The sequence below is a fragment of the Porphyrobacter sp. CACIAM 03H1 genome (assembly GCF_002215495.1).
Taxonomy (GTDB): Bacteria; Pseudomonadota; Alphaproteobacteria; order Sphingomonadales; family Sphingomonadaceae; genus Erythrobacter.
Window position 1 is genome coordinate 2,100,796 of record NZ_CP021378.1, and the last position, 20,749, is coordinate 2,121,544.

The following is a 20,749-nucleotide window of genomic DNA, read 5'->3' on the forward strand; positions in this document are numbered from 1 at the left end:
AAAAGGTTTCGTCCGCGAACCGAATCGGCTATTAACACTCGTGTAAGCAAGTGGGCACTAGACGAGCCTGCCCTTCAAGGATTGCACGACCATGCCCCGAATCGATCGTGATGCCTACACCCGGATGTTCGCCGCCGACGGCACGGTGCTGCTGCACCCCGAGCGGCCGGAATCGAAGTATCGCCCCCTGCGCGCGATCCAGAATTTCCAGATGCTGATGAAGGACAAGGAAGACACCGCGGCGGTGTTCCGGATCTTCGAATCGCTTCCCTCGAAGGATTTCCTGCCGCGCATTGCGGGCCTCGCCCTGTCCGAACGCGGAACCTATCTGCGCGAGACCGAGCCGTGCCTGCCCGAGATCCTCGACGATCACGCCGCGCTGCGCCGCACGCCCAAGGGCAGCCTTGCCCATGCCTATTGCGATTTCATGGAGGCCGAAGGTCTTTCGGCCGCGGGCCTCGTCGCCGAAAGCGACCGCGCCGGGCGTCCGCGTTTCCCGGATCTTGTCGAGTGGTACATCAATCGCTCGCGCGACACGCATGACATGTTCCACGTGCTGACCGGCTATGGCCGCGACGCGCTGGGCGAGGCTTCGGTGCTGCTGTTCACCCACGGCCAGGCGCCGAGCCAGGGGCACCTCCTGATCGGCTATGCGGGCGCCGCCAACATCAAGAAGATGGCCAAGGGCACCAAGGCTCCTGTCTTCGGTGCCGTGCGCGAGGCGCATCGCATCGGCAAGGGCGCGCCGCCGCTGATCAACCAGCCGATCCGCCAGCTGCTCGAACGCCCGCTCGAGGATGTGCGTGCCGAGCTGCGCATCCCGCAGCCGGTCAAGTACCGCGAATGCCACCGCGTGTGGCAGGCCGAGGGGATCGATCCCTTCAACCTCCTCGCCAGCCGCACTCCGGCCGAGCCGGAGTTGCTGGCGGCCTGACCGGCCTCACAGCCAGCTGGCGATCTGCTCCAGCGGCTTCTTGACGAGCGCGCGGGCCGGCACCGTCGCATCGGCGGCCGGCCGCCCGGCGACAATGATCATCACCGGCTTCTCCCACTCGGGCCGACCGCAAAGCTTTCTCAGGAAACCCATCGGCGAGGGCGTGTGGGTGAGCGTTGCCACGCCTGCCTCGTGCAGCGTCGCCAGCAGCAGGCCGCAGGCGATGCCGACGCTTTCGTTCACGTAGTAGTTCTGCGTCATCCCGTCCTCGTCGATCCCGCCCTTGCGCTGGGCGAAGACGACGATCAGCCACGGCGCGATTTCGAGGAAGGGCTTGTCGGCATCCGTGCCCAGCGGGCCGAGCGCGGCAAGCCATTCCTCGCCCGCCTTCGGTGCATCGCCATCGGCGCCGTAGAAGCGCCGCTCTTCGGCCTCGGCCGCCTCGCGGATCGCGCGCTTGCGCTCCGGCGAGCCGATCACGGCGAAGTGCCAGGGCTGGTGGTTCGCTCCCGAGGGCGCGCTGCCCGCGGCATCGATTGCGGCCTCGATCACCGCGCGGGGCACGGGTTCGTCGGAGAAGTCCCGGCACGTCCGCCGCTCGCGCAGCCGGGCGGCAAGGGCGCGCGCGCGGGCAACGGCGTTCTCGTCGCCGAGTGCAGCAAGGGCATAAGGGAGGGCGTCGTGTTGCTGCATCCCGCCGTCCCTAGCCGATGTGCCCGCTCAGTGCGAGGAGACGAGCCGGGTGTCGCCGGTTCGGGCATTGTAGAACAGCTCGAAATGCCAATCCTCGCAAAGGTCGAGGCCCTGCCAGATCGCCTGCTCGCCGTCGTCATAGACGACCATCAGATCCCAGTCGCAGGTATTCTCCGAGCGGCGGAAGTCGATCTCAACCTCCTGCCCGTCGGCGAGGACGTCGCGGTCGAGCACGTCCTCCTCCCAGCTACGATTGGCCGAGGGCGCGATGTAGACTTCGGAGATGGTATAGCCGGTCGAGTTCACGACCGTGATCTTCTCGAACATCTGCCCGAACGCCGGCACGGCGGCCAGCGCCGCCATTGCAAAGCCGCCGAGTGCGGCGACGATCGTCTTCTTTCCCAAGGCCTTCCCCCCATTGCCGATTGCGTGCGCGACTATATCGCGCTGCTTGACGGCGCAAAAGCCGCTTTGCATCCTGCCCGCCGATCCGTCGTCATCGACAGTTAACTGACACCGATGTTAGTATCCTCGCACGACACCGCGATTCGCGCAGAAGGACCTTCCACGATGGCCGTCACCGATCTCCCGCTCGTGGCCCCAGACCGCAGGACCTCGGGCTTCCGGCCCTTCAAGGTGCTGCACCACTTCGGCAAGCTGGTCGAGGACAAGGAAGACACCGAACAGGTGTTCCACATCATCGAGGCGACCAAGGGCCGGAAGAGCCATGCCCAGGCGCACGCCTTCATCCGGTCGAACGAGGGCCAGCGCTTCATGCGCGAGGGCGTGGATATCCCCGCCATGCTCGACGATCACGCCCGCTGGGCCGATTGCGGGCCGAACACGGTGGCGGCGCACTACATCGCCTTCATGAAGCGCGAGGGGCTTTCGGCGGCGGGGCTGGTGGCCGAAAGCCACAAGTGGGCTCCGCCCGAAAGCCTGCCCAAGGACCAGACCCAGTGGTATTTCGACCGCCTGCGCGACACCCATGATCTGTTCCACGTGCTGACCGGCTATGGGCGCGATGCGCTGGGCGAGGCGAGCCTGCTCGGCTTCAGCTACGAGCAGAACCACAACAAGGGCATCCTGTTCATCGCCTATGCCGGCGCCCGCCAGATCAGGAAGGTGAGCGGCACGAAAGCGCCCGTCTTCGCCGCGATCAAGGAAGGCCGCAGGCTCGGCCGGGCGGCGGCGAAGATCGCGCATCAGGACATCGCCGCGCTGATGCGCGAGGATATCGGCGCCGCCCGCACGCGGCTCGGGATCGGGAAGCCCGAGATCTATCGCCAGTGCCTCGCGATCCTCGCTGGCGAAGGAATCCTGAGCGAGGAACTGACGCTCGGCAGCGCGCAGGCGGCCTGAGGGGGCCTCAGGCCTCCATCCACTCCTCGAAGAACCGCTCGTTCGCGGCGCGCAGCTCGGCGAGCGGCACGCCGAGGACACTGTCGCCGCCGACCGTGCCGATGCGCTGGAAGCCGATCTGCGCCGTCTCGTCGTCGCGGGTGCCCTTGGACAGGGCCTCGTTGAGGGCGGCGACATCGGGGACGGTGACGAGATAGCGGCCCTGATCCTCGCCGAACCACCACTGCGCCGGGGTGTAGGCGGGGTTGCCCGCTTCGGTTTCTGCGCCGATCCCGCCTGCCAACGCCATTTCCGCCAGCGCGACCGCGAGGCCGCCATCGCTGAGGTCGTGGACCGCGTTCACCAGCCCGTCGGCGATCAGCTCATGGATGATTTCGCCGGCGTTGCGTTCGACGGTGAGGTCGGTGGGAGGGGTGCGCCCTGCCTCCATCCCCTTGACCACGCGCAGCCACAGCGAGCGGCCGAGGTGTGAGCGGGTGGGATCGGGCTTGGCCCAGAACTCGGGGCCGACGAGGTAGATCGCATCGCCCGCCTGCTTGAAGTGCATCGTCATCATCTTCGACAGGTCGGTGATGATGCCGACGCCGCCGATCGCCGGGGTGGGGAGGATCGCGCTGCCGCCGCCGGTCGCCTTGGACTCGTTGTAAAGGCTGACATTTCCGCTGACGATGGGGAAATCCAGAGCCCGGCAGGCGTCGGCCATGCCTTCGAGGGCGTGGACGATCTGCGCCATGATCTCCGGGCGCTGCGGGTTGGCGAAGTTGAGGCAGTTGGTCACCGCCAGCGGCCGCGCGCCGACCGCGCAAAGGTTGCGGTATGCCTCGGCAATGGCCTGCTTACCGCCTTCGTACGGGTCGGCGAAGACATAGCGCGGGGTGCAGTCGGTGGTGATGGCGAGCGCCTTGCCGGTCCCGTGCACCCGCACCACGCCGGCATCGCCGCCGGTCTGGAGTGTGTCGGCGCCGACCTGCGAATCATATTGCTGCGCGATCCAGCGGCGCGAGGCGAGGTCGGGGGAGGCCATCAGGGCGAGGAGGTCGGCAGCCACATCGTCGGTCGAAGGCACTTCGCCGAGCGGCTTCACGCCTGCCCAGGCGGTGTATTCCTCCTTGGAGAGGTAGGGCCGGTCATAGAGCGGGGCTTCGTCGGCAAGCGGGGCGAGGGGGATGTCGCACACCACCTCGCCATCGAACATGAGCACCATGTGCCCCGTGTCGGTCACCTCGCCGATCACCGCGAAATCGAGCTCCCACTTGCGGAAGATCGCCTCGGCCTCGGCCTCGCGGCCCGGCTTGAGGACCATGAGCATGCGCTCCTGGCTTTCCGAGAGCATCATCTCGTAGGGCGTCATGCCGGTTTCGCGGCACGGCACCTTGTTCATGTCGAGCCGGATGCCCGCGCCGCCCTTGGAGGCCATCTCCACCGAGGAGGAGGTCAGCCCCGCCGCGCCCATGTCCTGAATCGCGACGATCGCATCGGTCGCCATCAGTTCGAGACAGGCTTCGATCAACAGCTTCTCGGTGAAGGGATCGCCGACCTGCACCGTGGGGCGCTTGGCCTCGGCGTCCTCGCCGAAATCGGCGCTCGCCATGGTCGCGCCGTGGATGCCGTCGCGCCCGGTCTTGGAACCGACATAGACGATGGGGTTTCCGACGCCGGTGGCGGCCGAGTAGAAGATCTTGTCCTGATCGGCGACCCCCACGGTCATGGCGTTGACGAGGATGTTGCCGTCATAGGCCGGGTGGAAATTGGTCTCGCCGCACACGGTCGGCACGCCGACGCAGTTGCCGTAGCCGCCGATCCCCGCGACCACGCCCTGCACCAGATGCTTCATCTTGGGGTGCTCGGGCCGCCCGAAACGCAAGGCATTGGCATTGGCGATGGGCCGGGCGCCCATGGTGAACACGTCGCGCAGGATGCCGCCGACCCCCGTCGCCGCGCCCTGGTAGGGCTCGATATAGGAGGGGTGGTTGTGGCTCTCCATCTTGAAGATCGCCGCCTGACCGTCGCCGATGTCGATCACGCCCGCGTTCTCGCCCGGGCCGCAGATCACCCACGGCGCCTCGGTGGGGAGCTTCTTCAGGTGAATGCGCGAGGACTTGTAGGAGCAGTGCTCCGACCACATCACCGAGAAGATGCCGAGTTCGACGAGGTTCGGCTCGCGGCCGAGCGCCGAAAGGACGCGCTCGTATTCCTCGGGGGAAAGGCCGTGCTGTTCGACGATTTCGGGGGTGATGGCGCTCATGTGGGGACTCCTTGGGCAGGCCCCCTAGATCACCTGCCCTGCATCGCCAAGCCGCCGCGTTTCCTGAACCAGCGATTCTCCCCCACCCACGCCGCAAGCGCGGTGAGCACCCCGAAGGCGACCAGCGCCTGGATGTAGAGGAACGGCCCCGCACTGGCGGGATGGGGGGCGAACCAGTTGACCAGCTGGAACAGCAGCATCACCCCCGCCAGCACCAACGGCGGCCCCGCCGGACCACGGGTGCGGCGCAGGTAGAAGGCAAGCGCCCCGCCGGTCAGGCCCAGCTCCAGCGGCATCGCGATCCACGGCATGTTCCACAGGCCCAGGCCGAGCTTGGGCGGCGTCCCGTCGAGCGTCAGATCGGGCACGTGGACGAGGAAATCGAGCAGCCAGTGCGACAGCACCACCAGCCCCGCCAGCACCGCCAGCCGCACATCGCGCTGCCGGATCGCCACCACCCCGAGAAACGCGCCCGCCCAGATCGCCGTGCCGAGCAGGCTGTGGGTGAAAGGCATGTGATAGAGGTCGAAGGGCACCATCGCGCTCGCTCCGGGATCGACGCGCATCGCCTCGATCCCGAACAGGGCGAGGGTGAAGAACCCCCAGTCGACCAGTTGCGCGGCCACGAACAGCGTCCCGAGTCTCGGCCGCTCCGTGCTCAGGGCAGCTGCGACAAGCGCGGGGGCAAAGTGGCCGATGAACATCCTAGCCGGCGGCGGCAGGCGTGGCGGGGGCGAACTTGAGCACCGCCCAGGTCGCGATCGAACTCGCCGCGCCGGTCACGAAGGCGCCCCACAGGATGTCGAGCACGCTGATGTGGGTCGCCCAGACCTTCATCACCGCCTGGCTCGTCAGGTCGAAGGTCGCATAGCACAGCGCGCCCAGCAGGATGCCGTTGAGCATCGCGGCCTGTACCGTCCCGCTCTCGATCCCCGGGCGGATCGCGAACCAGGTGATCCCGGCGATGTAGATCAGGTAGAAGGCGACCGCCGCGGGCAGGTTGAAATCCTTGGCCATGATCTCGCCGATCACCGGTTTGTAGAGATTGACCGAGGCCCAGCGCAGCCACACCGCATCGAGCGCCAGGAACGACACGGCCGCCACGCCATAGGCGATGATCCACTTCAACATCTGTCCGGTTATCCTGTGCTGGTTGATCCGCCCGTCACCGGCAGCCTTGACCGCGCCCGCACGCCCCGTCAATGCTCCCGGCCATGGACGAGGGCACTTCATCACCGGCCGCCGCCGCGCCGGACATTTCCGCCATGAGCTTCGAACAGGCGCTCGCCGCCCTCGAGGCGATCGTGCAGCAGCTCGAACGCGGCGACGTGCCGCTCGTCCAGTCGATCACTCTCTACGAACGCGGCGAGGCCCTGCGCGCGGCGTGCCAGCAGCGGCTCGACGCGGCGCAGGCGCGGATCGAGCGGATCGTCACCGCCGCCGATGGCCGCGCCGCCGGCACGCGACCCTTCGACACGGAGGGCTGAGGGCGATGCTGGCCGAGACCACGGGCGATGTGCTGGCGGACGCGATCAGGCGCACCCAGTCGGAGATCGATTCGCTGTTCGATGCGCTGCTTCCCGTGCCGGATGACACCAGCGCGCGTCTGGTCGAAGCGATGCGCTATGCCGCGATCGGCGGGGGCAAACGGGTGCGCCCGCTGCTGGTGTGCAGCACCGCCGCGCTGTTCGGCGTCTCGCGCGATGCGGCGCTCAGGGCAGGGGCGGCGATCGAGGCGATCCACGTCTATTCGCTGATCCACGATGACCTGCCCTGCATGGACAACGACGACCTCAGGCACGGCAAGCCGACCTTGCACAAGGCCTATGACGAGGCGACCGCGGTGCTCGCGGGCGATGCGCTCCACGCGCTCGCCTTCGAGATTCTCGCCGATGATGCCACGTCCGAGGACCCCTTCACCCGCAGCGAGCTGATCCTGACCCTCGGCCAGGCGAGCGGCATGAACGGCATGGCCGGCGGGCAGATGATGGACATGGTCGCGGACGAGGAGGGCGTGGTCTACGATCTCAGGACGATCACCCGTCTGCAACAGCTCAAGACCGGCGCGCTGCTGGCCGCCGCGGTCGAGATGGGGGCGATCCTCGGCAAGGTTCCCCCGGCGGGCCGCACGCATCTCAGGGCCTACGCCCGCGACATCGGCCTCGCCTTCCAGATCGCCGACGACCTGCTCGACGTTGAGGGCGATGCCGGCAAGGCCGGCAAGGCGCTGCGCAAGGACGACGAACAGGGCAAGCAGACCTTCGTCACCCTGCTGGGGGTGGAGCGCGCCCGCGAGCAGGCACGCGCGCTGGTCGATCAGGCGGTGGAGCGCCTTGCCTCGCACGGCAGCGAGGCCGATGTGCTGCGCGCGCTCGCCCGCTACATCGTCGAACGCGACCACTGAGCGTCCGCGACAGGAGAGGAATAACCCATGAGCCGCCGCGTCGGGATCTATCCCGGGACCTTCGACCCCATCACCCTCGGCCATGCCGACATCATCCGGCGCGGCGCCAAGCTGGTCGACTGGCTGATCATCGGCGTCACCACCAATCCCAGCAAGAACCCGATGTTCTCGACCGAGGAGCGCTTCCGCATGGTCGAGCGCGAGGTGGCGAATATGGGGCTCGGCAATGTCGAGGTGGTGGGCTTCAACGCGCTCTTGGTGAAGTTCGCCCAGAAGCAGGGCGCGAGCGTCATCATCCGCGGCCTGCGCGCCGTGGCGGACTTCGAGTACGAATACCAGATGGCCGGCATGAACCAGCAGCTCGACGACGATATCGAGACCGTGTTCCTGATGGCCGACGTCTCATTGCAGCCGATCGCCTCCAAGCTGGTCAAGGAGATCGCAATCTACGGCGGCGACATCGCCAGGTTCGTGAGCCCGCCCGTGCGCGAGGAAGTGGTCGCACGTGTGCGCGAACAGGGGCTGAAGGGCGACTACTGAGCGTCGCCCGCCCGGGGCCTCGCCCTTCATTCATTGCAGTGTCAGCCCGGCGGGTCTAAACGGCCCCGGAAATCCGGATGGAACCATGATCAAAGCCAAGTTCGCCGCCACCCTTGCCGTCTCCCTCGCCGCTTTCGGGCTGCTCGCCGCACCGCAGGCCGCCTTCGCCCAGAAGCAGAAGGACGACACTCCGCCCGTGGCCTTCGGCGACAATGCCGACAAGCCCGACGAGGACGAGGCCGCCCCGGCGGCGCTGCGCACTTATGCGCCGATCGAGTATGATCCGTCGGTCGATCCCGAGAACGTCTGGGTGCTCGACCTGTCGAACGGCCAGCGTGTCAAGATCCGGCTTCAGAAGGACTGGGCGCCCGGCCATGTCGAGCGGATCAAGACCCTGACCCGCGCCGGCTTCTACGACGGGGTGATCTTCCACCGCGTGATCGAGGGCTTCATGGCGCAGGGCGGCGATCCCACCGGCACGGGGCAGGGCGGCAGCGAGCTTCCCGACCTCAAGGCCGAGTTCAATCCCATGCCCCACGTGCGCGGCACCCTGTCGATGGCCCGCGCGGCCGAGGAAGACAGCGCCAACAGCCAGTTCTTCATCGTCTTCTACCCGCGCTTCAGCCTCGACAAGAAATACACCAATTTCGGCCGGGTGATCGAGAACATGGAAGCGGTCGACGCGATCAACCGCGGCGAGCCACCGGAAAGCCCGACCTACATCCTCCAGGCCTCGCTCGGGAGCGACAACAAGGCGCCGCCGGCCATGCCCGCCCCCGCGAACGACGCGCCGATCTCCGCCGACATGCTGAACGCGCCGCTGCGCTAAGCCTCTTTTCGCGGCGGGCTCAGCGCATTATGCGCGCGGCCCATGAAAGTTGACCTGTTCGATTTCGAGCTTCCGCCCGAGCGCATAGCGCTGCGTCCCGTGCGCCCGCGCGATGCGGCGCGGATGCTGGTGGTGCGGGGGGCTGATGCCCCCTTCGAGGACTGCGGGGTGCGCGACCTCCCGACCCTTCTCGATCCCGGCGACGTGCTGGTGTTCAACGACACCCGCGTGATCCCCGCCCAGCTCGAGGGCCGCCGCGCCGACGGTGAGGCGAAGATCGGCGCGACGCTGCACAAGCGCATCGACCTGCGTCGCTGGCAGGCCTTCCTCAAGAACGCGAAGCGCGTGAAGATCGGCGATCAGCTGGTGTTCGGCGGCGGGGTCACCGCCCTAGCCGAGGAGCGCCACGAGGACGGCTCGCTCACCCTGTTCTTCGAGGGCGAGGAGCCGGTCGAAGTCCTGCTCGACCGCGCCGGCACCATGCCGCTGCCGCCCTATATCGCCTCCAAGCGCGGGGTCGATGCGCAGGACCTCGAGGATTACCAGACGATGTTCGCGCGCGAGGAAGGGGCCGTCGCCGCGCCCACGGCCTCGCTGCATTTCACCCAGCGCCTTGTCGATGCGATCGACGCCGCCGGGATCGGGCGGGCGACGCTGACGCTGCACGTGGGGGCGGGCACCTTCCTGCCGGTCAAGGCGGACGACACCGACGACCACCGGATGCACGCCGAGTTCGGCCGCATCTCGCAGGAGACCGCCGACCGCCTCAACGCCGCGCGCGCTGCCGGGGGGCGGATCATCGCGGTCGGCACCACGGTCCTGCGCCTGCTGGAAAGCGCGGTGGACGAGAACGGCATCATCCAGCCCTTCGCCGGCGACACCGCGATCTTCATCACGCCGGGCTACAAGCTGAAGGCGGTCGACGGGCTCATGACCAATTTCCACCTGCCCAAATCGACCCTGATGATGCTGGTCAGCGCGCTGATGGGGCGCGAGCGCATGATGGCCGCCTATGCCCATGCCATCGCCAACGAATACCGCTTCTATTCCTATGGTGACTCCTCGCTGCTGCTCCCGTAACGGCAGGCAATGAGCGAACCCATCCTCTCGATCCGTGGCCTGACCAAGACCTACAGGAACGGCCCGCGCGCGCTCGACTCGGTCGATCTCGACATCCGCAAAGGCGAGATCTTCGCGCTGCTCGGGCCCAACGGGGCGGGCAAGACGACGCTGATCGGGGCGGTGTGCGGTCTGGTGCGGCCCTCGGGCGGCACCATCACCGCCTTCGGGAAGGACCTGTCGAAGGACTGGCGCGCTGCGCGAGCGCGGATCGGCCTCGTCCCGCAGGAGCTCGCCACCGACATGTTCGAGACCGTGTGGAGCGCGGTTTCCTATTCGCAGGGGCTGTTCGGCCGCCCTTCCGATCCGGCGGCGCTCGAGGCGATCCTCAAGAGCCTGTCGCTATGGGACAAGAAGGACGCGCAGATCCGGGCCTTGTCCGGCGGGATGAAGCGCCGCGTGCTGATCGCCAAGGCGCTGGCGCATGAACCGGAACTCCTGTTCCTCGACGAGCCTACCGCGGGCGTCGATGTCGAACTCAGGAAGGGCATGTGGGAGCAGATCGCGGCACTTAAGCAGCGCGGCGTCACCATCATTCTCACCACCCACTATATCGAGGAAGCCGAGGAAATGGCCGACCGCGTCGGCATCATCCAGGGCGGGCGCATCCTGATGGTCGACGAGAAGCGCGCGATGATGGAGCGGCTCGGCACCACCGAGGCGGTGATCGAACTTGCCGCTCCGCTCGCGGCCGTGCCCGAGGCGCTGGCGGGTTTCGGGGTGGAACTGTCTGAAGGCGGCACCCGGCTGACCTATCGCGGGGGTAACGGGCAAGGGCGGGGCCGATCCGAGATCGCGCAGCTGGTGCAAGCTCTGACCCGCGCCGGCGTCGGCTTCACCAGCCTCGACATCCACGACAGCTCGCTCGAGGACATCTTCGTCGGGTTGCTGGGCGAGAAGGAGGCCGCATGATGCATTTCAGCCTGCGCAGCGCCTATGCCATCTACCGCCGCGAGATGGCCCGCGCCTTCCGCACCGCCTTCCAGTCGATCCTCTCGCCGGTGCTGACGACCTCGCTGTATTTCGTGGTGTTCGGCTCTGTCATCGGGGCGCGCATGGAACCGGTCGGCGGTGTTCCCTACGGCGCCTTCATCATCCCCGGCCTGCTGATGCTGACCCTGCTTGGCGAGACAACCAGCAACGCCAGCTTCGGCATCTACATGCCGCGCTTCACCGGCACGATCTACGAGCTTCTCTCGGCCCCGGTTGGGGTCGCCGAGACTCTGGCGGGCTTCGTCGGCGCGGCGGCGACCAAGGGGCTGATCCTTGCCGCGATCATCCTCGGCACGGCAACCTTCTTCGTGGACTATCAGATCAAGTATCCGCTCCTCGCCGCGTTCTACATCATGCTCGTGGCGGCGAGCTTCGCGCTGTTCGGCTTCGTGCTCGGCATCTGGGCGGACAGCTTCGAGAAGCTCGGGATCATCCCGCTCCTGATCCTGACCCCTCTGACCTTCCTCGGGGGCACCTTCTACTCGATCCGCGACCTGCCCGCGCCGTGGGATGCGGTCGCGCTCGCCAATCCGATCGCCTTCCTGGTCAGCGGCCTGCGATATTCCTTCTACGGCGTCTCCGATGTGCCCATTGGCTTGTCGCTCGGCCTGACTCTGGGCTTCCTCGCGGCCTGCACCATTGTCATCGCCGTGATCTTCCGCACTGGATGGCGCCTGCGCGAGTGACGACCTTCGTCGAGCCAAGGCAGGCTTTGGTCGGGTCGCAGGCACCGTTCGCCCGACATTAACGGAAAGTATCCTGTTCGTTCATTGCGCAGACACGCGCCGATTCCTAGTTCCTTGTTCGCGTCGCACCCCCCTTAGCGACCGGTAAAACAAGGAAAAACAGGATGAACAAGATCGCATTCGGCACGCTCGCCGCTCTGGGCGCCATCGCGCTCCCGACCGCCGCTCATGCACAAAGCGACACCCGTCCCGAAATCACTGTCGGGGCCCAGGTTGGTCTCCACGATCTCGGCATCGACCTCGGCGACCTCGACGCCGATGATGGCGACTTCAACAATCTCGACATCGACGACAGCGGCGAAATCTACGGCGGCTTCATCGCAGCCGACTTCCCGCTCGGCGAGACCCTGTTCGCCGGTGTCGAAGGCAACGCCAACTTCGGCAGCGGCCCGATCGACGCCGAATACGGCCTTGCCGCCCGTCTCGGCATCCGCACCGAAGGCGGCAGCAAGATCTACGCCCGCGGCGGCTACCAGTGGGTCGATCTCGATGCCGGCAACGTCATCGGCGTGCCCGATTTCGACGAGGACGACTTTGATCTCGACACCACCGCAGGCGACTACCTCCTCGGCGTCGGCGTGGAAGTGCCGGTGAGCCGCGTGGTGCTGCGCGCCAACGTCGACACCATCGCCTTCGACACCCTGCGCGGCACGGTGGGCGTCGGCTTCAGGTTCTGATCGTTCCGCAAAGGTATCGATCGGAGGCGGGCCGCTTGCCACGTAGGCAGGCGGCCCGTTCCGTTTGGGGGTGACAGGGGCGTGCGGGCCCGTTAGCGCGCTGGCGCAATGACGAACCCCCGTTTCGACTTCACTCTCCACGCGGCCGACGGCAAGGCCCGCACCGGCACGATCCGGATGCAGCGCGGCGAGATCCGCACGCCCGCCTTCATGCCGGTCGGCACCGCCGCCACCGTCAAGGCGATGAAGCCCGAGGCCGTGCGCCAGACCGGCGCCGACATCATCCTCGGCAACACCTACCACCTCATGCTGCGCCCCGGCGCCGAGCGCGTCGCCCGTCTGGGCGGCCTCCACAAGTTCATGAACTGGCAGCGCCCGATCCTGACCGACAGCGGCGGCTACCAGGTGATGAGCCTTTCCGAGCTTCGGAAGCTCACCGAGCACGGGGTCGAATTCCGCAGCCATCTCGATGGCTCGAAGCACATGCTCACGCCCGAGCGCAGCATGGAGATCCAGCGCCTGCTCGGCAGCGACATCGTCATGGCCTTCGACGAATGCCCGCGCGCCGACCGGCCGCGCGACGAGATCGCCGCCTCGATGGAGCTCTCGATGCGCTGGGCGAAGCGCAGCCGCGAGGGCTTCGACAGCGGCGAGGAACACGCCTCCCGCGCGGCGCTGTTCGGCATCCAGCAGGGCGCTCTCCACGAGGACCTGCGCCGGATCAGCGCCGACAAGCTCACCGACATCGGCTTCGACGGCTATGCCGTGGGCGGCCTTGCCGTGGGCGAGGGGCAGGAGGCGATGTTCGGCGTGCTCGACTACGCCCCCGCCATGCTCCCCGAGGATCGCCCGCGCTACCTGATGGGTGTGGGCAAGCCCGACGACCTGGTGGGCGCGGTCGAGCGGGGCATCGACATGTTCGACTGCGTGCTCCCGACCCGCTCTGGCCGCAACGGGCAGGCCTTCACTTGGAACGGCTCCCTAAACCTCAGGAATGCGCGCTTCGCCGAGGACACCGGGCCGTTGGACGAGCGGTGCGGGTGCCCGGTCTGCACCACCTACAGCCGCGCCTATATCCACCACCTCGTGAAGTCGGGCGAAATGCTCGGCGCGATGCTGGTGACCGAGCACAACCTCAGCTTCTATCAGGCCTTGATGCAGGGGATGCGCGATGCCATTGCGGGGGGCACCTTTGCCGATTTCGCCGCCACGTTCCGGCGCGATTACCTTGGAAGTTCCGCTTGATGCCCAAAGCCCCCGAAGACTGCGAGACCATGGTCGAGGTGCGCGAGGGCGTCGATGCGCTCGACCGGGAGCTGGTCGCGCTGCTGGCGACACGCTTTGGCTACATGCGCGCCGCCGCCCGGATCAAGCAGAGCCGCGATGCGGTGCGCGACGAGGCCCGCAAGGCGAGCGTGATCGCCGCAGCGGTCGCCGAGGCCGGGGCGCACGGTATCCCGGCCGACGTCGTTGCGGACATCTGGGAGCGCCTCGTCGAAGGCTCGATCGCCTACGAATTCGGCGAGTGGGACCGGATCAGGGACTAGGCTCCCGTCCCAGAAAGGCGGCCAGACGCGGCTGCTTCTTCTCCGGCGCCTTCTGCCGCACCGAGCGCGCCAGCTTCGCCACCCGTGCTTCCCATTTCGCGATGTTGCGCGGCGGGGTGTTCTCCCCGACCGGACCCAGCGCAAGGGTGCGCACCGGGGCAAAGCCGCAGAAGCCGAGGATCTGCCCCTTCCAGCGCCGGATCAGCGGATTGCCGTAATACCAGCGCAGCACGAAGGGCGGGGTGTCCATCGTCGCGATCATGTCGGCCGAGCGGCCCTGCATCAGCTTGTCCCACCAGGGATCGCCGACGCGATAGGCGAAGGCGAAGCCCGGCAGCAGCACGCGGTCGATCAGCCCCTTCAATTCCGCCGGCTCCGCGCCCCACCACATCGGAAAGGCGACCGCGAGGTGATCGCAGGCGTCGATCAGTCCGGCGACCCGCTGCACGTCGGGCTCCCAGTCGGTGCGGTGCCTGTAGCCTTGGCGCAGCACCGGCGAGAAGGCGAGATCGCGCACCGCCACGCGGGTCACTGTCGCCTGTGCGGGCAGAGCGGCGGCATAGGTGTCGAGCAGATGGGTGGTGAGGCGGCCCTCGTCGGGATGGCCGTCGATCAAGAGCACGTTCATCGCGATTCCCCTTGGCGGGGGACAATCGCAGCGCGCCCCGCAAAAGAAAAGGGCGGCCCCGCAGGGCCGCCCTCTGGTGTCTCTTGCGATGCCCGAAGGATCAGCGCGAGTAGAACTCGACCACGAGGTTCGGTTCCATCGTCACCGGATAGGGCACTTCGTCGAGCTTCGGCACGCGGGTGAAGGTCACCTTGTCGTTGCCGTCGGGCATGACGTAGTCGGGAATGTCGCGCTCGGCGAGGCCCTGGGCCTCGATCACGAGGGCCATTTCCTTGGCCTTGACGCCGAGGCTGACGACGTCACCCACCATCACACGGCGCGAGGCGATGTTGCACTTCTGGCCGTTGACGCGGATGTGGCCGTGGCTCACCAGCTGGCGCGCGGCGAAGATGGTCGGCGCGAACTTGGCGCGGTAGACCACCATGTCGAGACGCTGCTCGAGCAGGCCGATGAGGTTCTGGCTGGTGTCGCCCTTCATGCGCGAGGCTTCGAGGTAGTTTCGCTTGAACTGCTTCTCGGTGACGTCGCCGTAATAGCCCTTGAGCTTCTGCTTGGCGCGCAGCTGCAGACCGTAGTCGCTCATCTTGCCCTTACGGCGCTGGCCGTGCTGGCCGGGGCCGTAGGAACGCTTGTTCACCGGGGAATTCGGGCGGCCCCAGATGTTCTCGCCCATGCGGCGATCAAGCTTGTGCTTGGCGCTCTTGCGCTTCGACATAAGTCGTATCCTTCAATGTGCTGAGCCGCCCACAGCGGGCGGCCTTGAACCCGGTATCGCTCCGCCGGGACGATATTCCCGACGCGGCCGCTGCTTCACCGGGGTGCAGGGCCCATTTGCGAAGGCGCGCCCATAGCAGGACAGGCGCGCGCGTCAAGCGCCGAACGACGGCGCGCAGGGTTCAGCGGATGTTGTTGAGGTCCCGCCATTCCTCGACGGTGCGGCACACCTTGGTCTTGCGGCGGCTCGAGGCGTCGAGCTTGACGTAGCGGCACACGCGCTTGTCGGCATCGGCCTCGCTCTCGGCACCCTCGGCAGGCTGTGTCTCGGCCTCGGCCGGTTCCTCGCGCGGCGCAGGGGTCCCGGCGGGCGCGGTCTGGGGGTTGGCCGTGGCGGCAAGCGGTGCGAGCAGGGCGCCGCCCGCGATCGCGAGCAGGAAGGGGCGAAACGGATTCATCAGTAAACTCGCGAGGTTGTGAGAGGAAGGTGAGGGGTAGCGCGCCGGCGGGTGCTGTCCACCCCCCAATCGACGAACGACGTCAGCGTTCCCGCTCGCGCTCGAGGCTGCTGAGGATGCCGCGCAGGGTGCGCACTTCGAGATGGTTCCAGCCGGGCTTGGTGAGCAGCCCGCGCAAGGTGCGGCGGGTCGCCTCGGCGCGGCTCTCGGGAAAGAAATAGCCGCGCGGTTCCAGCAGCTTCTCGAAGTGGGCGATCATCGCGTCGAGCTCGTCCTGCGGGGCGGGGGGGAGGGTCTCCTCCAGCGTCGGCTGCACCAGCGCATCGCCCGCATCCGCGATCTCGCGCCCGATCCGCGACCATTCATAGGCGACGAGGATCACCGCCTGGGCAAGGTTGAGCGAGCCGAACTCGGGGTTGATCGGGATGGTCAGGATGTTGCGGGCGAGGGCGACGTCCTCCGTTTCCAGCCCCGAACGCTCGGGGCCGAAGATGATCGCGTGGCGGCCGGGCAGGGTGTGGACCTGCCGCCCGGCCTCGTCGGCGCCGATCACCGGCTTGGTGACGCCGCGCTTCCTGACGGTGGTGGCGTGGACATGGGCACAGTCGGCCACCGCCTCGGCGGTGGTGGCATAGACCTTCGCCTGTTCCAATACGATGTCCGCCCCGGCCGCCGCAGGCCCCGCCGACGGGTTGGGCCAGCCGTCGCGCGGGGCGACGAGCCGCATCTCGGTGAGCCCGAAATTGAGCATCGCGCGCGCCGCCTTGCCGATGTTCTCGCCCAGCTGCGGGCGCACCAGCACGATCACCGGCTTGTTGAGGTCGGCCATGTTCCGGTTATTCTTTCGCGGCTTGCTGGACGGTGCTGGCAAATTCTTCGAAATCGCGAGCTTCGGAGAAATCGCGATAGACGCTGGCAAAGCGGATATAGGCGACGGAGTCGATCTGTCGCAGGCCCTCCATGACCAGCTCGCCGATATGCGAGGAAGGCACCTCGGCCTCGCCCGAGGTTTCGACCTGGCGCTGGATGCCGGAAATGAGCTGGTCGAGCCGTTCCTGGTCGATCGCACGCTTGCGGCAGGCGAGGGCGACGGACTGTTCGAGCTTGGAGCGTTCGAACGGCTCACGGCGATCCCCGGATTTCACCACCACCACCTCGCGCAGCTGCACGCGCTCGAAGGTGGTGAAGCGCGCCCCGCAGGACGAGCACTGGCGCCGCCGCCGGATCGAGGCGTTGTCCTCGGTCGGGCGGCTGTCCTTTACCTGGGTGTCGTCATGGGCGCAGAAGGGGCAGCGCATTCAGGGTCTTATTTCTTGATTCTCTGATACAGCGCGAAGCCCGCCCCGGCCACCAGCCCGATCGGCCAGGTGACCACCGGCAGCAAGCCCCCCGCCAGCGCCCCGATCACGGCACCGGCGATGACAGGCTTGCTCGAGGGGTGATCGAGCCCCTCCTTGGCCATGCCCGAGATTTCGGTCTTGGCGTCCTCGACCCAGTCCGGGCCTTCGCGGGGATCCTGATCCATGCGGGCGGCTCCTTACATGCCCGGATAGACGGGGAAGGCGGCGCACAGGGCGCTTACCCGACGGCGCACGCTCTCCTCGATCTGGGCGTCGCCCTCGGGGCCGTTTTTCGACAGACCCTCAACCACTTCGGCGATGAGCTTGCCGACGGTGCGGAACTCCTCCGGGCCGAAGCCGCGGGTGGTGCCGGCGGGGGTGCCGAGGCGGATGCCGCTGGTCACGAAGGGCGAGCGGGTGTCGTAGGGGATGCCGTTCTTGTTGCAGGTGAGGAAGGCGCGATCGAGGCCCTTCTCGGCGTCCTTGCCGGTCACGTTCTTCGCGGTGAGGTCCACCAGCATCGAGTGGTTGTCGGTGCCGCCCGAAACGATCCTTAGGCCGTTCTCCTCGAGGCTTGCCGCCAGCGCGCGGGCGTTCTCGACGATCCGGTGGGCGTAGTCGCGGAACGAGGGGTCCAGAGCCTCCTTGAAGGCCACCGCCTTGGCTGCGACGATGTGCATCAGCGGGCCGCCCTGAAGGCCCGGGAATACGGCCATGTTGAGCGGCTTGGTGTACTTCTCGTCGTTCCACAGGATGATGCCCGAGCGCGGGCCGCGCAGGCTCTTGTGGGTGGTCGAGGTGACGATGTCGCAGTGCGGGAAGGGCGAGGGGTGCGCGCCGCCCGCGACGAGGCCCGAGATGTGGCTCATGTCGCACAGCAGCACCGCGCCGACTTCGTCAGCGATGGCGCGGAAGGCGGGGAAGTCCCAGGTGCGCGAATAGGCGGTGCCGCCGCAGATGATGATCTTCGGCTTGTGTTCGCGCGCCTTGGTGGCGACCTCCTCCATGTCGATGGTCTCGGTCTCGCGGGTGACGCCGTATGAGACGACATTGAACCACTTGCCGCTCATGTTCACCGGCGAACCGTGGGTGAGGTGGCCGCCCGAATTGAGGTCCAGCCCCATGAAGGTGTCGCCCGGGTTCAGCAGCGCCAGGAACACCGCCTGGTTCATCTGCGAGCCGGAGTTCGGCTGCACGTTGGCGAAGTTGCAGCCGAACAACTGCTTGGCGCGCTCGATGGCGAGGGATTCGACCACGTCGGCATAGTCGCAGCCGCCGTAGTAACGCTTGCCCGGATAACCCTCGGCATACTTGTTGGTGAAGACGCTCCCGGCCGCTTCCAGCACCGCGCGGCTCGCGATGTTCTCGGAGGCGATCAGTTCGATCTTGTCGCGCTGGCGGGCGAGCTCCTTGCCGATCGCGGCCGCGATCTCGGGGTCGGCGGCGGCGAGATCATTGTGCCAGAAGCCATCCATCGAATGGACGGCGGTGCGGGCGGCGAAATCGACGGGGGCGGTGCTCATTGGTGGGTCTCGATGTGATCGGGGAAGAAGGGCGGCTTGCCGAGCTTGCCGACCCGGCGCTGGTGGCGCCCGGCCGGATCGCCGGCATCGGCGAATTCGGTGTCGAGAAAGGTGGCAACGCAGGACTTCGCCATTTCGATCCCTACGAGACGCGCGCCCAAAGCGATGCAATTGGCGTCGTTATGCTCGCGGGCCAGCGCAGCCGAGAGGGGTTCGCTCACAAGAGCGCAGCGCACCTCGGGGTGGCGGTTGACGCTGATCGAGATGCCGATCCCCGACCCGCACAGCGCGACGCCGAATTCCGCCGTGCCTTCTGCCAGGATCTCGGCGAGGCGGTAGCCATAATCGGGATAGTCGACGCTCTGCCCCGGTTCCGGCCCGAGGTCGGCGACCTCGTGGCCTTCCTCGACGAGCCATTCGGCAAGTTCCGCCTTCAGTTCGACGGCGGCGTGATCGGAGGCGATGGCGATGCGCATGGTAGGGCTATAGGCGCAGGGCCGGAGATTCTCCACCCCCGGCTTGCGCCTTTTCGACCGGCCTTAACCTTCCCGAGCACCACTTCATGTTATGCGGGCGGTGATGGATGCGCCTGCGCCCCGCCCGACCGCCGAACAGTGGCTCGCCCGTGTCTTCGCGGACGGGCGGCCGCGCCATTTCGGCACGGGGTGGCTGTCGGGCGTGCTGGGGATCGTGCTCGCGCTGCTGGCGCTGCTGGCGGTGCTGTGTCTGCACTTCCCGCAATACCTGACCCTGCCCGAACTGCGCGCGCGCTATCCCCTGCCGCTGGTGCGGCTCGCGATCGACGTGGCGCTGCTGGCGGCGATGGGGCTGGCAGGGCTGTCGATGCTGCTGCGCCGACGCAAGGTGCTCGGAGTGACGGCGCTCGCGCTTGCAGGCGCGGCGCTGGCGCTGGGGGCGGGCGGGGTGGACATCCCGCGCGGGGGCGCGAGCGCGGTCTATCTGGGGCTCGACTGGTTCGTGCTCGGCGTACTGACCACGGCGGCGATCTTCGTGCCGCTGGAGGGGGCATTCCCCCTGCGGCGCGGGCAGGGTGCGTTCCGGCGGGGCTGGCTGACCGACACGCAGTATTTCTTCGCCAGCCACGTTCTGGCGCAGGTGATGAGCATCGCCGTTCTGGCACCGGCCGTGGCGCTGGGGGCGGTGCTGGCGGTGCCGCAGATGCAGAGCGCGGTGCAGAGCCTGCCGTGGCTGATGCAATTCGCGCTTGCGGTGCTGGTCGCGGACCTCGCGCAATATGGCGTGCACCGCGCCTTCCATGCCGTCCCTTTCCTGTGGCGGTTCCACAAGGTGCACCATTCGGTCGAGACGATGGACTGGCTCGCCGGATCGCGGCTGCATCTGGTCGATGTGGTCTTAACGCGCGGGCTGGTGCTGCTGGCGCTGCTGGTGGTGGGGTTTGCCGAGACTGCGGTCTATGCCTACCTCGCGCTGGTGAGCTTCCACGCGGTGTTCATCCACGCCAACTTCGCGCCGCGCTGGGGATGGCTCGAACGCTGGGTCGCGATGCCGCGTTTCCACCACTGGCACCACGGGGTGGAGGAAGAGGCGAGGGATGTGAACTTCGCGGTCCACCTGCCGATGATCGACCGCTGGTTCGGGACGCATCACATGCCCGAGGATCGCTGGCCCCAAGGCTACGGCATCGCCGGCGAACGCGCGCCCGAAGGCTGGGTGCGGCAGCTGGTGTGGCCGTTTCGCGGCTGACCCAGGTTAGGGCCACCCAGTCGCGCGCGCCTAGATTACCCTGCCAGTGCGATCAGGAGTACGCGCGATGCCAGCCAAGTCGAAGGCTCAGCAAAAGGCCGCCGGAGCGGCGTTGTCCGCCAAGCGCGGCGAGACGCCGAAAAAGAACCTCAGGGGCGCATCGAAAGACATGGCCCAATCGATGAGCGAAAAGGAACTCGAGGAACTGGCGAGCACCAAGCGCAAATCGCTCCCCGAACGGAAGGAATGATCGCGAACGGGGACGCGAGGCG

At 67.3% G+C, this 20,749-nt stretch carries 27 protein-coding genes; 14 read left to right on the forward strand and 13 right to left on the reverse strand.

Annotation, left to right across the window (positions count from 1 at the left end):
* Window positions 1-91 precede the first annotated feature (91 nt).
* Window positions 92-934, forward strand: a complete 843-nt coding sequence (locus CBR61_RS10010; protein WP_172835945.1) for a Coq4 family protein — start codon at window positions 92-94, stop codon at window positions 932-934.
* Between the two features lie 6 nt (window positions 935-940).
* Here CBR61_RS10010 and CBR61_RS10015 read toward each other — a convergent pair whose 3' ends face one another.
* The gene (locus tag CBR61_RS10015; protein WP_088914222.1) at window positions 941-1,627 is read right to left on the reverse strand and encodes a nitroreductase family protein; all 687 of its coding nucleotides are present in this window, start codon (window positions 1,625-1,627) and stop codon (window positions 941-943) included.
* A gap of 27 nt (window positions 1,628-1,654) precedes the next feature.
* Window positions 1,655-2,032 carry an argininosuccinate lyase gene (locus tag CBR61_RS10020; protein WP_157696559.1) on the reverse strand — a complete coding sequence of 126 codons (378 nt, stop codon included), beginning with the start codon at window positions 2,030-2,032 and terminating at the stop codon, window positions 1,655-1,657.
* Between the two features lie 165 nt (window positions 2,033-2,197).
* On the opposite strand from CBR61_RS10020, the gene CBR61_RS10025 reads away from it, so the two are divergent.
* On the forward strand, window positions 2,198-2,989 hold the full coding sequence (locus CBR61_RS10025) for a Coq4 family protein (protein ID WP_088914224.1): 792 nt from the start codon (window positions 2,198-2,200) through the stop codon (window positions 2,987-2,989).
* Window positions 2,990-2,996: 7 nt separating this feature from the next.
* Here CBR61_RS10025 and purL read toward each other — a convergent pair whose 3' ends face one another.
* The 3 genes from purL to CBR61_RS10040 all read right to left on the reverse strand — a co-directional run bounded on the left by purL (window position 2,997) and on the right by CBR61_RS10040 (window position 6,437).
* Entirely contained in the window at window positions 2,997-5,234 is a 2,238-nt protein-coding gene (gene purL, locus CBR61_RS10030; RefSeq protein WP_088914225.1) for a phosphoribosylformylglycinamidine synthase subunit PurL, read from the reverse strand.
* A gap of 29 nt (window positions 5,235-5,263) precedes the next feature.
* Window positions 5,264-5,860 (reverse strand): hypothetical protein, encoded by a 597-nt coding sequence (locus CBR61_RS10035; RefSeq protein WP_324616811.1) that lies wholly within the window; start codon window positions 5,858-5,860, stop codon window positions 5,264-5,266.
* Between the two features lie 79 nt (window positions 5,861-5,939).
* A complete protein-coding gene (locus CBR61_RS10040) occupies window positions 5,940-6,437 on the reverse strand; it encodes a DUF2177 family protein (RefSeq protein ID WP_233996696.1) in 498 nt (165 codons plus the stop codon).
* A gap of 11 nt (window positions 6,438-6,448) precedes the next feature.
* Here CBR61_RS10040 and CBR61_RS10045 point away from each other — a divergent pair, with 11 nt between their 5' ends.
* The 10 genes from CBR61_RS10045 to CBR61_RS10090 all read left to right on the forward strand — a co-directional run bounded on the left by CBR61_RS10045 (window position 6,449) and on the right by CBR61_RS10090 (window position 14,089).
* Window positions 6,449-6,721 (forward strand): exodeoxyribonuclease VII small subunit, encoded by a 273-nt coding sequence (locus CBR61_RS10045; RefSeq protein WP_088915570.1) that lies wholly within the window; start codon window positions 6,449-6,451, stop codon window positions 6,719-6,721.
* Window positions 6,722-6,726: 5 nt separating this feature from the next.
* Complete coding sequence (locus CBR61_RS10050; protein WP_088914227.1) at window positions 6,727-7,638, forward strand: polyprenyl synthetase family protein; 912 nt, start codon at window positions 6,727-6,729, stop codon at window positions 7,636-7,638.
* A 27-nt stretch (window positions 7,639-7,665) separates the two neighbouring features.
* On the forward strand, window positions 7,666-8,178 hold the full coding sequence (gene coaD, locus CBR61_RS10055; RefSeq protein WP_088914228.1) for a pantetheine-phosphate adenylyltransferase: 513 nt from the start codon (window positions 7,666-7,668) through the stop codon (window positions 8,176-8,178).
* 85 nt (window positions 8,179-8,263) lie between these two features.
* Window positions 8,264-9,007 (forward strand): peptidylprolyl isomerase, encoded by a 744-nt coding sequence (locus tag CBR61_RS10060; RefSeq protein ID WP_088914229.1) that lies wholly within the window; start codon window positions 8,264-8,266, stop codon window positions 9,005-9,007.
* 42 nt (window positions 9,008-9,049) lie between these two features.
* Entirely contained in the window at window positions 9,050-10,087 is a 1,038-nt protein-coding gene (queA, locus tag CBR61_RS10065) for a tRNA preQ1(34) S-adenosylmethionine ribosyltransferase-isomerase QueA (protein WP_088914230.1), read from the forward strand.
* A gap of 9 nt (window positions 10,088-10,096) precedes the next feature.
* Window positions 10,097-11,038: an ABC transporter ATP-binding protein gene (locus CBR61_RS10070; RefSeq protein WP_088914231.1), complete on the forward strand. Its 942-nt coding sequence runs from the start codon at window positions 10,097-10,099 to the stop codon at window positions 11,036-11,038.
* Window positions 11,035-11,805 carry an ABC transporter permease gene (locus CBR61_RS10075; RefSeq protein ID WP_088914232.1) on the forward strand — a complete coding sequence of 257 codons (771 nt, stop codon included), beginning with the start codon at window positions 11,035-11,037 and terminating at the stop codon, window positions 11,803-11,805. Before CBR61_RS10070 ends, CBR61_RS10075 begins: the two co-directional genes overlap by 4 nt.
* A 164-nt stretch (window positions 11,806-11,969) precedes the next feature.
* On the forward strand, window positions 11,970-12,542 hold the full coding sequence (locus CBR61_RS10080) for a hypothetical protein (RefSeq protein WP_088914233.1): 573 nt from the start codon (window positions 11,970-11,972) through the stop codon (window positions 12,540-12,542).
* Between the two features lie 108 nt (window positions 12,543-12,650).
* Window positions 12,651-13,787, forward strand: a complete 1,137-nt coding sequence (gene tgt / locus CBR61_RS10085; RefSeq protein ID WP_088914234.1) for a tRNA guanosine(34) transglycosylase Tgt — start codon at window positions 12,651-12,653, stop codon at window positions 13,785-13,787.
* Window positions 13,787-14,089 (forward strand): chorismate mutase, encoded by a 303-nt coding sequence (locus CBR61_RS10090; RefSeq protein ID WP_088914235.1) that lies wholly within the window; start codon window positions 13,787-13,789, stop codon window positions 14,087-14,089. The genes tgt and CBR61_RS10090 overlap by 1 nt, the downstream gene beginning before the upstream one ends.
* On the opposite strand, the gene CBR61_RS10095 is transcribed toward CBR61_RS10090, so the two are convergent.
* From CBR61_RS10095 to CBR61_RS10130, 8 genes are all read right to left on the reverse strand, one after another.
* Complete coding sequence (locus CBR61_RS10095; RefSeq protein ID WP_088914236.1) at window positions 14,079-14,717, reverse strand: NAD(P)H-dependent oxidoreductase; 639 nt, start codon at window positions 14,715-14,717, stop codon at window positions 14,079-14,081. The two genes, CBR61_RS10090 and CBR61_RS10095, sit on opposite strands and share 11 nt — an antisense overlap.
* Before the next feature lie 100 nt (window positions 14,718-14,817).
* Complete coding sequence (rpsD, locus tag CBR61_RS10100; RefSeq protein ID WP_088914237.1) at window positions 14,818-15,432, reverse strand: 30S ribosomal protein S4; 615 nt, start codon at window positions 15,430-15,432, stop codon at window positions 14,818-14,820.
* 181 nt (window positions 15,433-15,613) lie between these two features.
* Window positions 15,614-15,889, reverse strand: coding sequence for a hypothetical protein (locus CBR61_RS10105; RefSeq protein ID WP_088914238.1), 276 nt, complete (start codon window positions 15,887-15,889; stop codon window positions 15,614-15,616).
* An 82-nt stretch (window positions 15,890-15,971) separates the two neighbouring features.
* The gene (locus CBR61_RS10110; RefSeq protein ID WP_088914239.1) at window positions 15,972-16,718 is read right to left on the reverse strand and encodes an RNA methyltransferase; all 747 of its coding nucleotides are present in this window, start codon (window positions 16,716-16,718) and stop codon (window positions 15,972-15,974) included.
* Between the two features lie 7 nt (window positions 16,719-16,725).
* The gene (nrdR, locus tag CBR61_RS10115; RefSeq protein WP_088914240.1) at window positions 16,726-17,187 is read right to left on the reverse strand and encodes a transcriptional regulator NrdR; all 462 of its coding nucleotides are present in this window, start codon (window positions 17,185-17,187) and stop codon (window positions 16,726-16,728) included.
* A gap of 8 nt (window positions 17,188-17,195) precedes the next feature.
* Window positions 17,196-17,414: a hypothetical protein gene (locus tag CBR61_RS10120; RefSeq protein ID WP_088914241.1), complete on the reverse strand. Its 219-nt coding sequence runs from the start codon at window positions 17,412-17,414 to the stop codon at window positions 17,196-17,198.
* A gap of 12 nt (window positions 17,415-17,426) precedes the next feature.
* Window positions 17,427-18,752 carry a serine hydroxymethyltransferase gene (glyA, locus tag CBR61_RS10125; RefSeq protein WP_324616812.1) on the reverse strand — a complete coding sequence of 442 codons (1,326 nt, stop codon included), beginning with the start codon at window positions 18,750-18,752 and terminating at the stop codon, window positions 17,427-17,429.
* Window positions 18,749-19,228: an RpiB/LacA/LacB family sugar-phosphate isomerase gene (locus CBR61_RS10130; RefSeq protein WP_088914242.1), complete on the reverse strand. Its 480-nt coding sequence runs from the start codon at window positions 19,226-19,228 to the stop codon at window positions 18,749-18,751. Before CBR61_RS10130 ends, glyA begins: the two co-directional genes overlap by 4 nt.
* Before the next feature lie 103 nt (window positions 19,229-19,331).
* Between CBR61_RS10130 and CBR61_RS10135 the strand changes: the two genes are divergently transcribed.
* Together CBR61_RS10135 and CBR61_RS10140 are read left to right on the forward strand one after the other, a co-directional pair.
* Complete coding sequence (locus CBR61_RS10135; protein ID WP_157696560.1) at window positions 19,332-20,477, forward strand: sterol desaturase family protein; 1,146 nt, start codon at window positions 19,332-19,334, stop codon at window positions 20,475-20,477.
* Window positions 20,478-20,544: 67 nt separating this feature from the next.
* Complete coding sequence (locus tag CBR61_RS10140; RefSeq protein WP_088914244.1) at window positions 20,545-20,727, forward strand: DUF3008 family protein; 183 nt, start codon at window positions 20,545-20,547, stop codon at window positions 20,725-20,727.
* The last annotated feature ends 22 nt before the right edge of the window (window positions 20,728-20,749 follow it).

Coding starts and splice junctions, on each gene's coding strand:
- CBR61_RS10010 (WP_172835945.1), top strand. CDS start 92: ATGCCCCGAATCGATCGTGATGCCTACACCCGGATGTTCGCCGCCGAC.
- CBR61_RS10015 (WP_088914222.1), bottom strand. CDS start 1,627: ATGCAGCAACACGACGCCCTCCCTTATGCCCTTGCTGCACTCGGCGAC.
- CBR61_RS10025 (WP_088914224.1), top strand. CDS start 2,198: ATGGCCGTCACCGATCTCCCGCTCGTGGCCCCAGACCGCAGGACCTCG.
- purL (WP_088914225.1), bottom strand. CDS start 5,234: ATGAGCGCCATCACCCCCGAAATCGTCGAACAGCACGGCCTTTCCCCC.
- CBR61_RS10045 (WP_088915570.1), top strand. CDS start 6,449: ATGGACGAGGGCACTTCATCACCGGCCGCCGCCGCGCCGGACATTTCC.
- CBR61_RS10050 (WP_088914227.1), top strand. CDS start 6,727: ATGCTGGCCGAGACCACGGGCGATGTGCTGGCGGACGCGATCAGGCGC.
- coaD (WP_088914228.1), top strand. CDS start 7,666: ATGAGCCGCCGCGTCGGGATCTATCCCGGGACCTTCGACCCCATCACC.
- CBR61_RS10060 (WP_088914229.1), top strand. CDS start 8,264: ATGATCAAAGCCAAGTTCGCCGCCACCCTTGCCGTCTCCCTCGCCGCT.
- queA (WP_088914230.1), top strand. CDS start 9,050: ATGAAAGTTGACCTGTTCGATTTCGAGCTTCCGCCCGAGCGCATAGCG.
- CBR61_RS10070 (WP_088914231.1), top strand. CDS start 10,097: ATGAGCGAACCCATCCTCTCGATCCGTGGCCTGACCAAGACCTACAGG.
- CBR61_RS10075 (WP_088914232.1), top strand. CDS start 11,035: ATGATGCATTTCAGCCTGCGCAGCGCCTATGCCATCTACCGCCGCGAG.
- CBR61_RS10080 (WP_088914233.1), top strand. CDS start 11,970: ATGAACAAGATCGCATTCGGCACGCTCGCCGCTCTGGGCGCCATCGCG.
- tgt (WP_088914234.1), top strand. CDS start 12,651: ATGACGAACCCCCGTTTCGACTTCACTCTCCACGCGGCCGACGGCAAG.
- CBR61_RS10090 (WP_088914235.1), top strand. CDS start 13,787: ATGCCCAAAGCCCCCGAAGACTGCGAGACCATGGTCGAGGTGCGCGAG.
- CBR61_RS10095 (WP_088914236.1), bottom strand. CDS start 14,717: ATGAACGTGCTCTTGATCGACGGCCATCCCGACGAGGGCCGCCTCACC.
- rpsD (WP_088914237.1), bottom strand. CDS start 15,432: ATGTCGAAGCGCAAGAGCGCCAAGCACAAGCTTGATCGCCGCATGGGC.
- CBR61_RS10105 (WP_088914238.1), bottom strand. CDS start 15,889: ATGAATCCGTTTCGCCCCTTCCTGCTCGCGATCGCGGGCGGCGCCCTG.
- CBR61_RS10110 (WP_088914239.1), bottom strand. CDS start 16,718: ATGGCCGACCTCAACAAGCCGGTGATCGTGCTGGTGCGCCCGCAGCTG.
- nrdR (WP_088914240.1), bottom strand. CDS start 17,187: ATGCGCTGCCCCTTCTGCGCCCATGACGACACCCAGGTAAAGGACAGC.
- CBR61_RS10120 (WP_088914241.1), bottom strand. CDS start 17,414: ATGGATCAGGATCCCCGCGAAGGCCCGGACTGGGTCGAGGACGCCAAG.
- glyA (WP_324616812.1), bottom strand. CDS start 18,752: ATGAGCACCGCCCCCGTCGATTTCGCCGCCCGCACCGCCGTCCATTCG.
- CBR61_RS10130 (WP_088914242.1), bottom strand. CDS start 19,228: ATGCGCATCGCCATCGCCTCCGATCACGCCGCCGTCGAACTGAAGGCG.
- CBR61_RS10135 (WP_157696560.1), top strand. CDS start 19,332: ATGGATGCGCCTGCGCCCCGCCCGACCGCCGAACAGTGGCTCGCCCGT.
- CBR61_RS10140 (WP_088914244.1), top strand. CDS start 20,545: ATGCCAGCCAAGTCGAAGGCTCAGCAAAAGGCCGCCGGAGCGGCGTTG.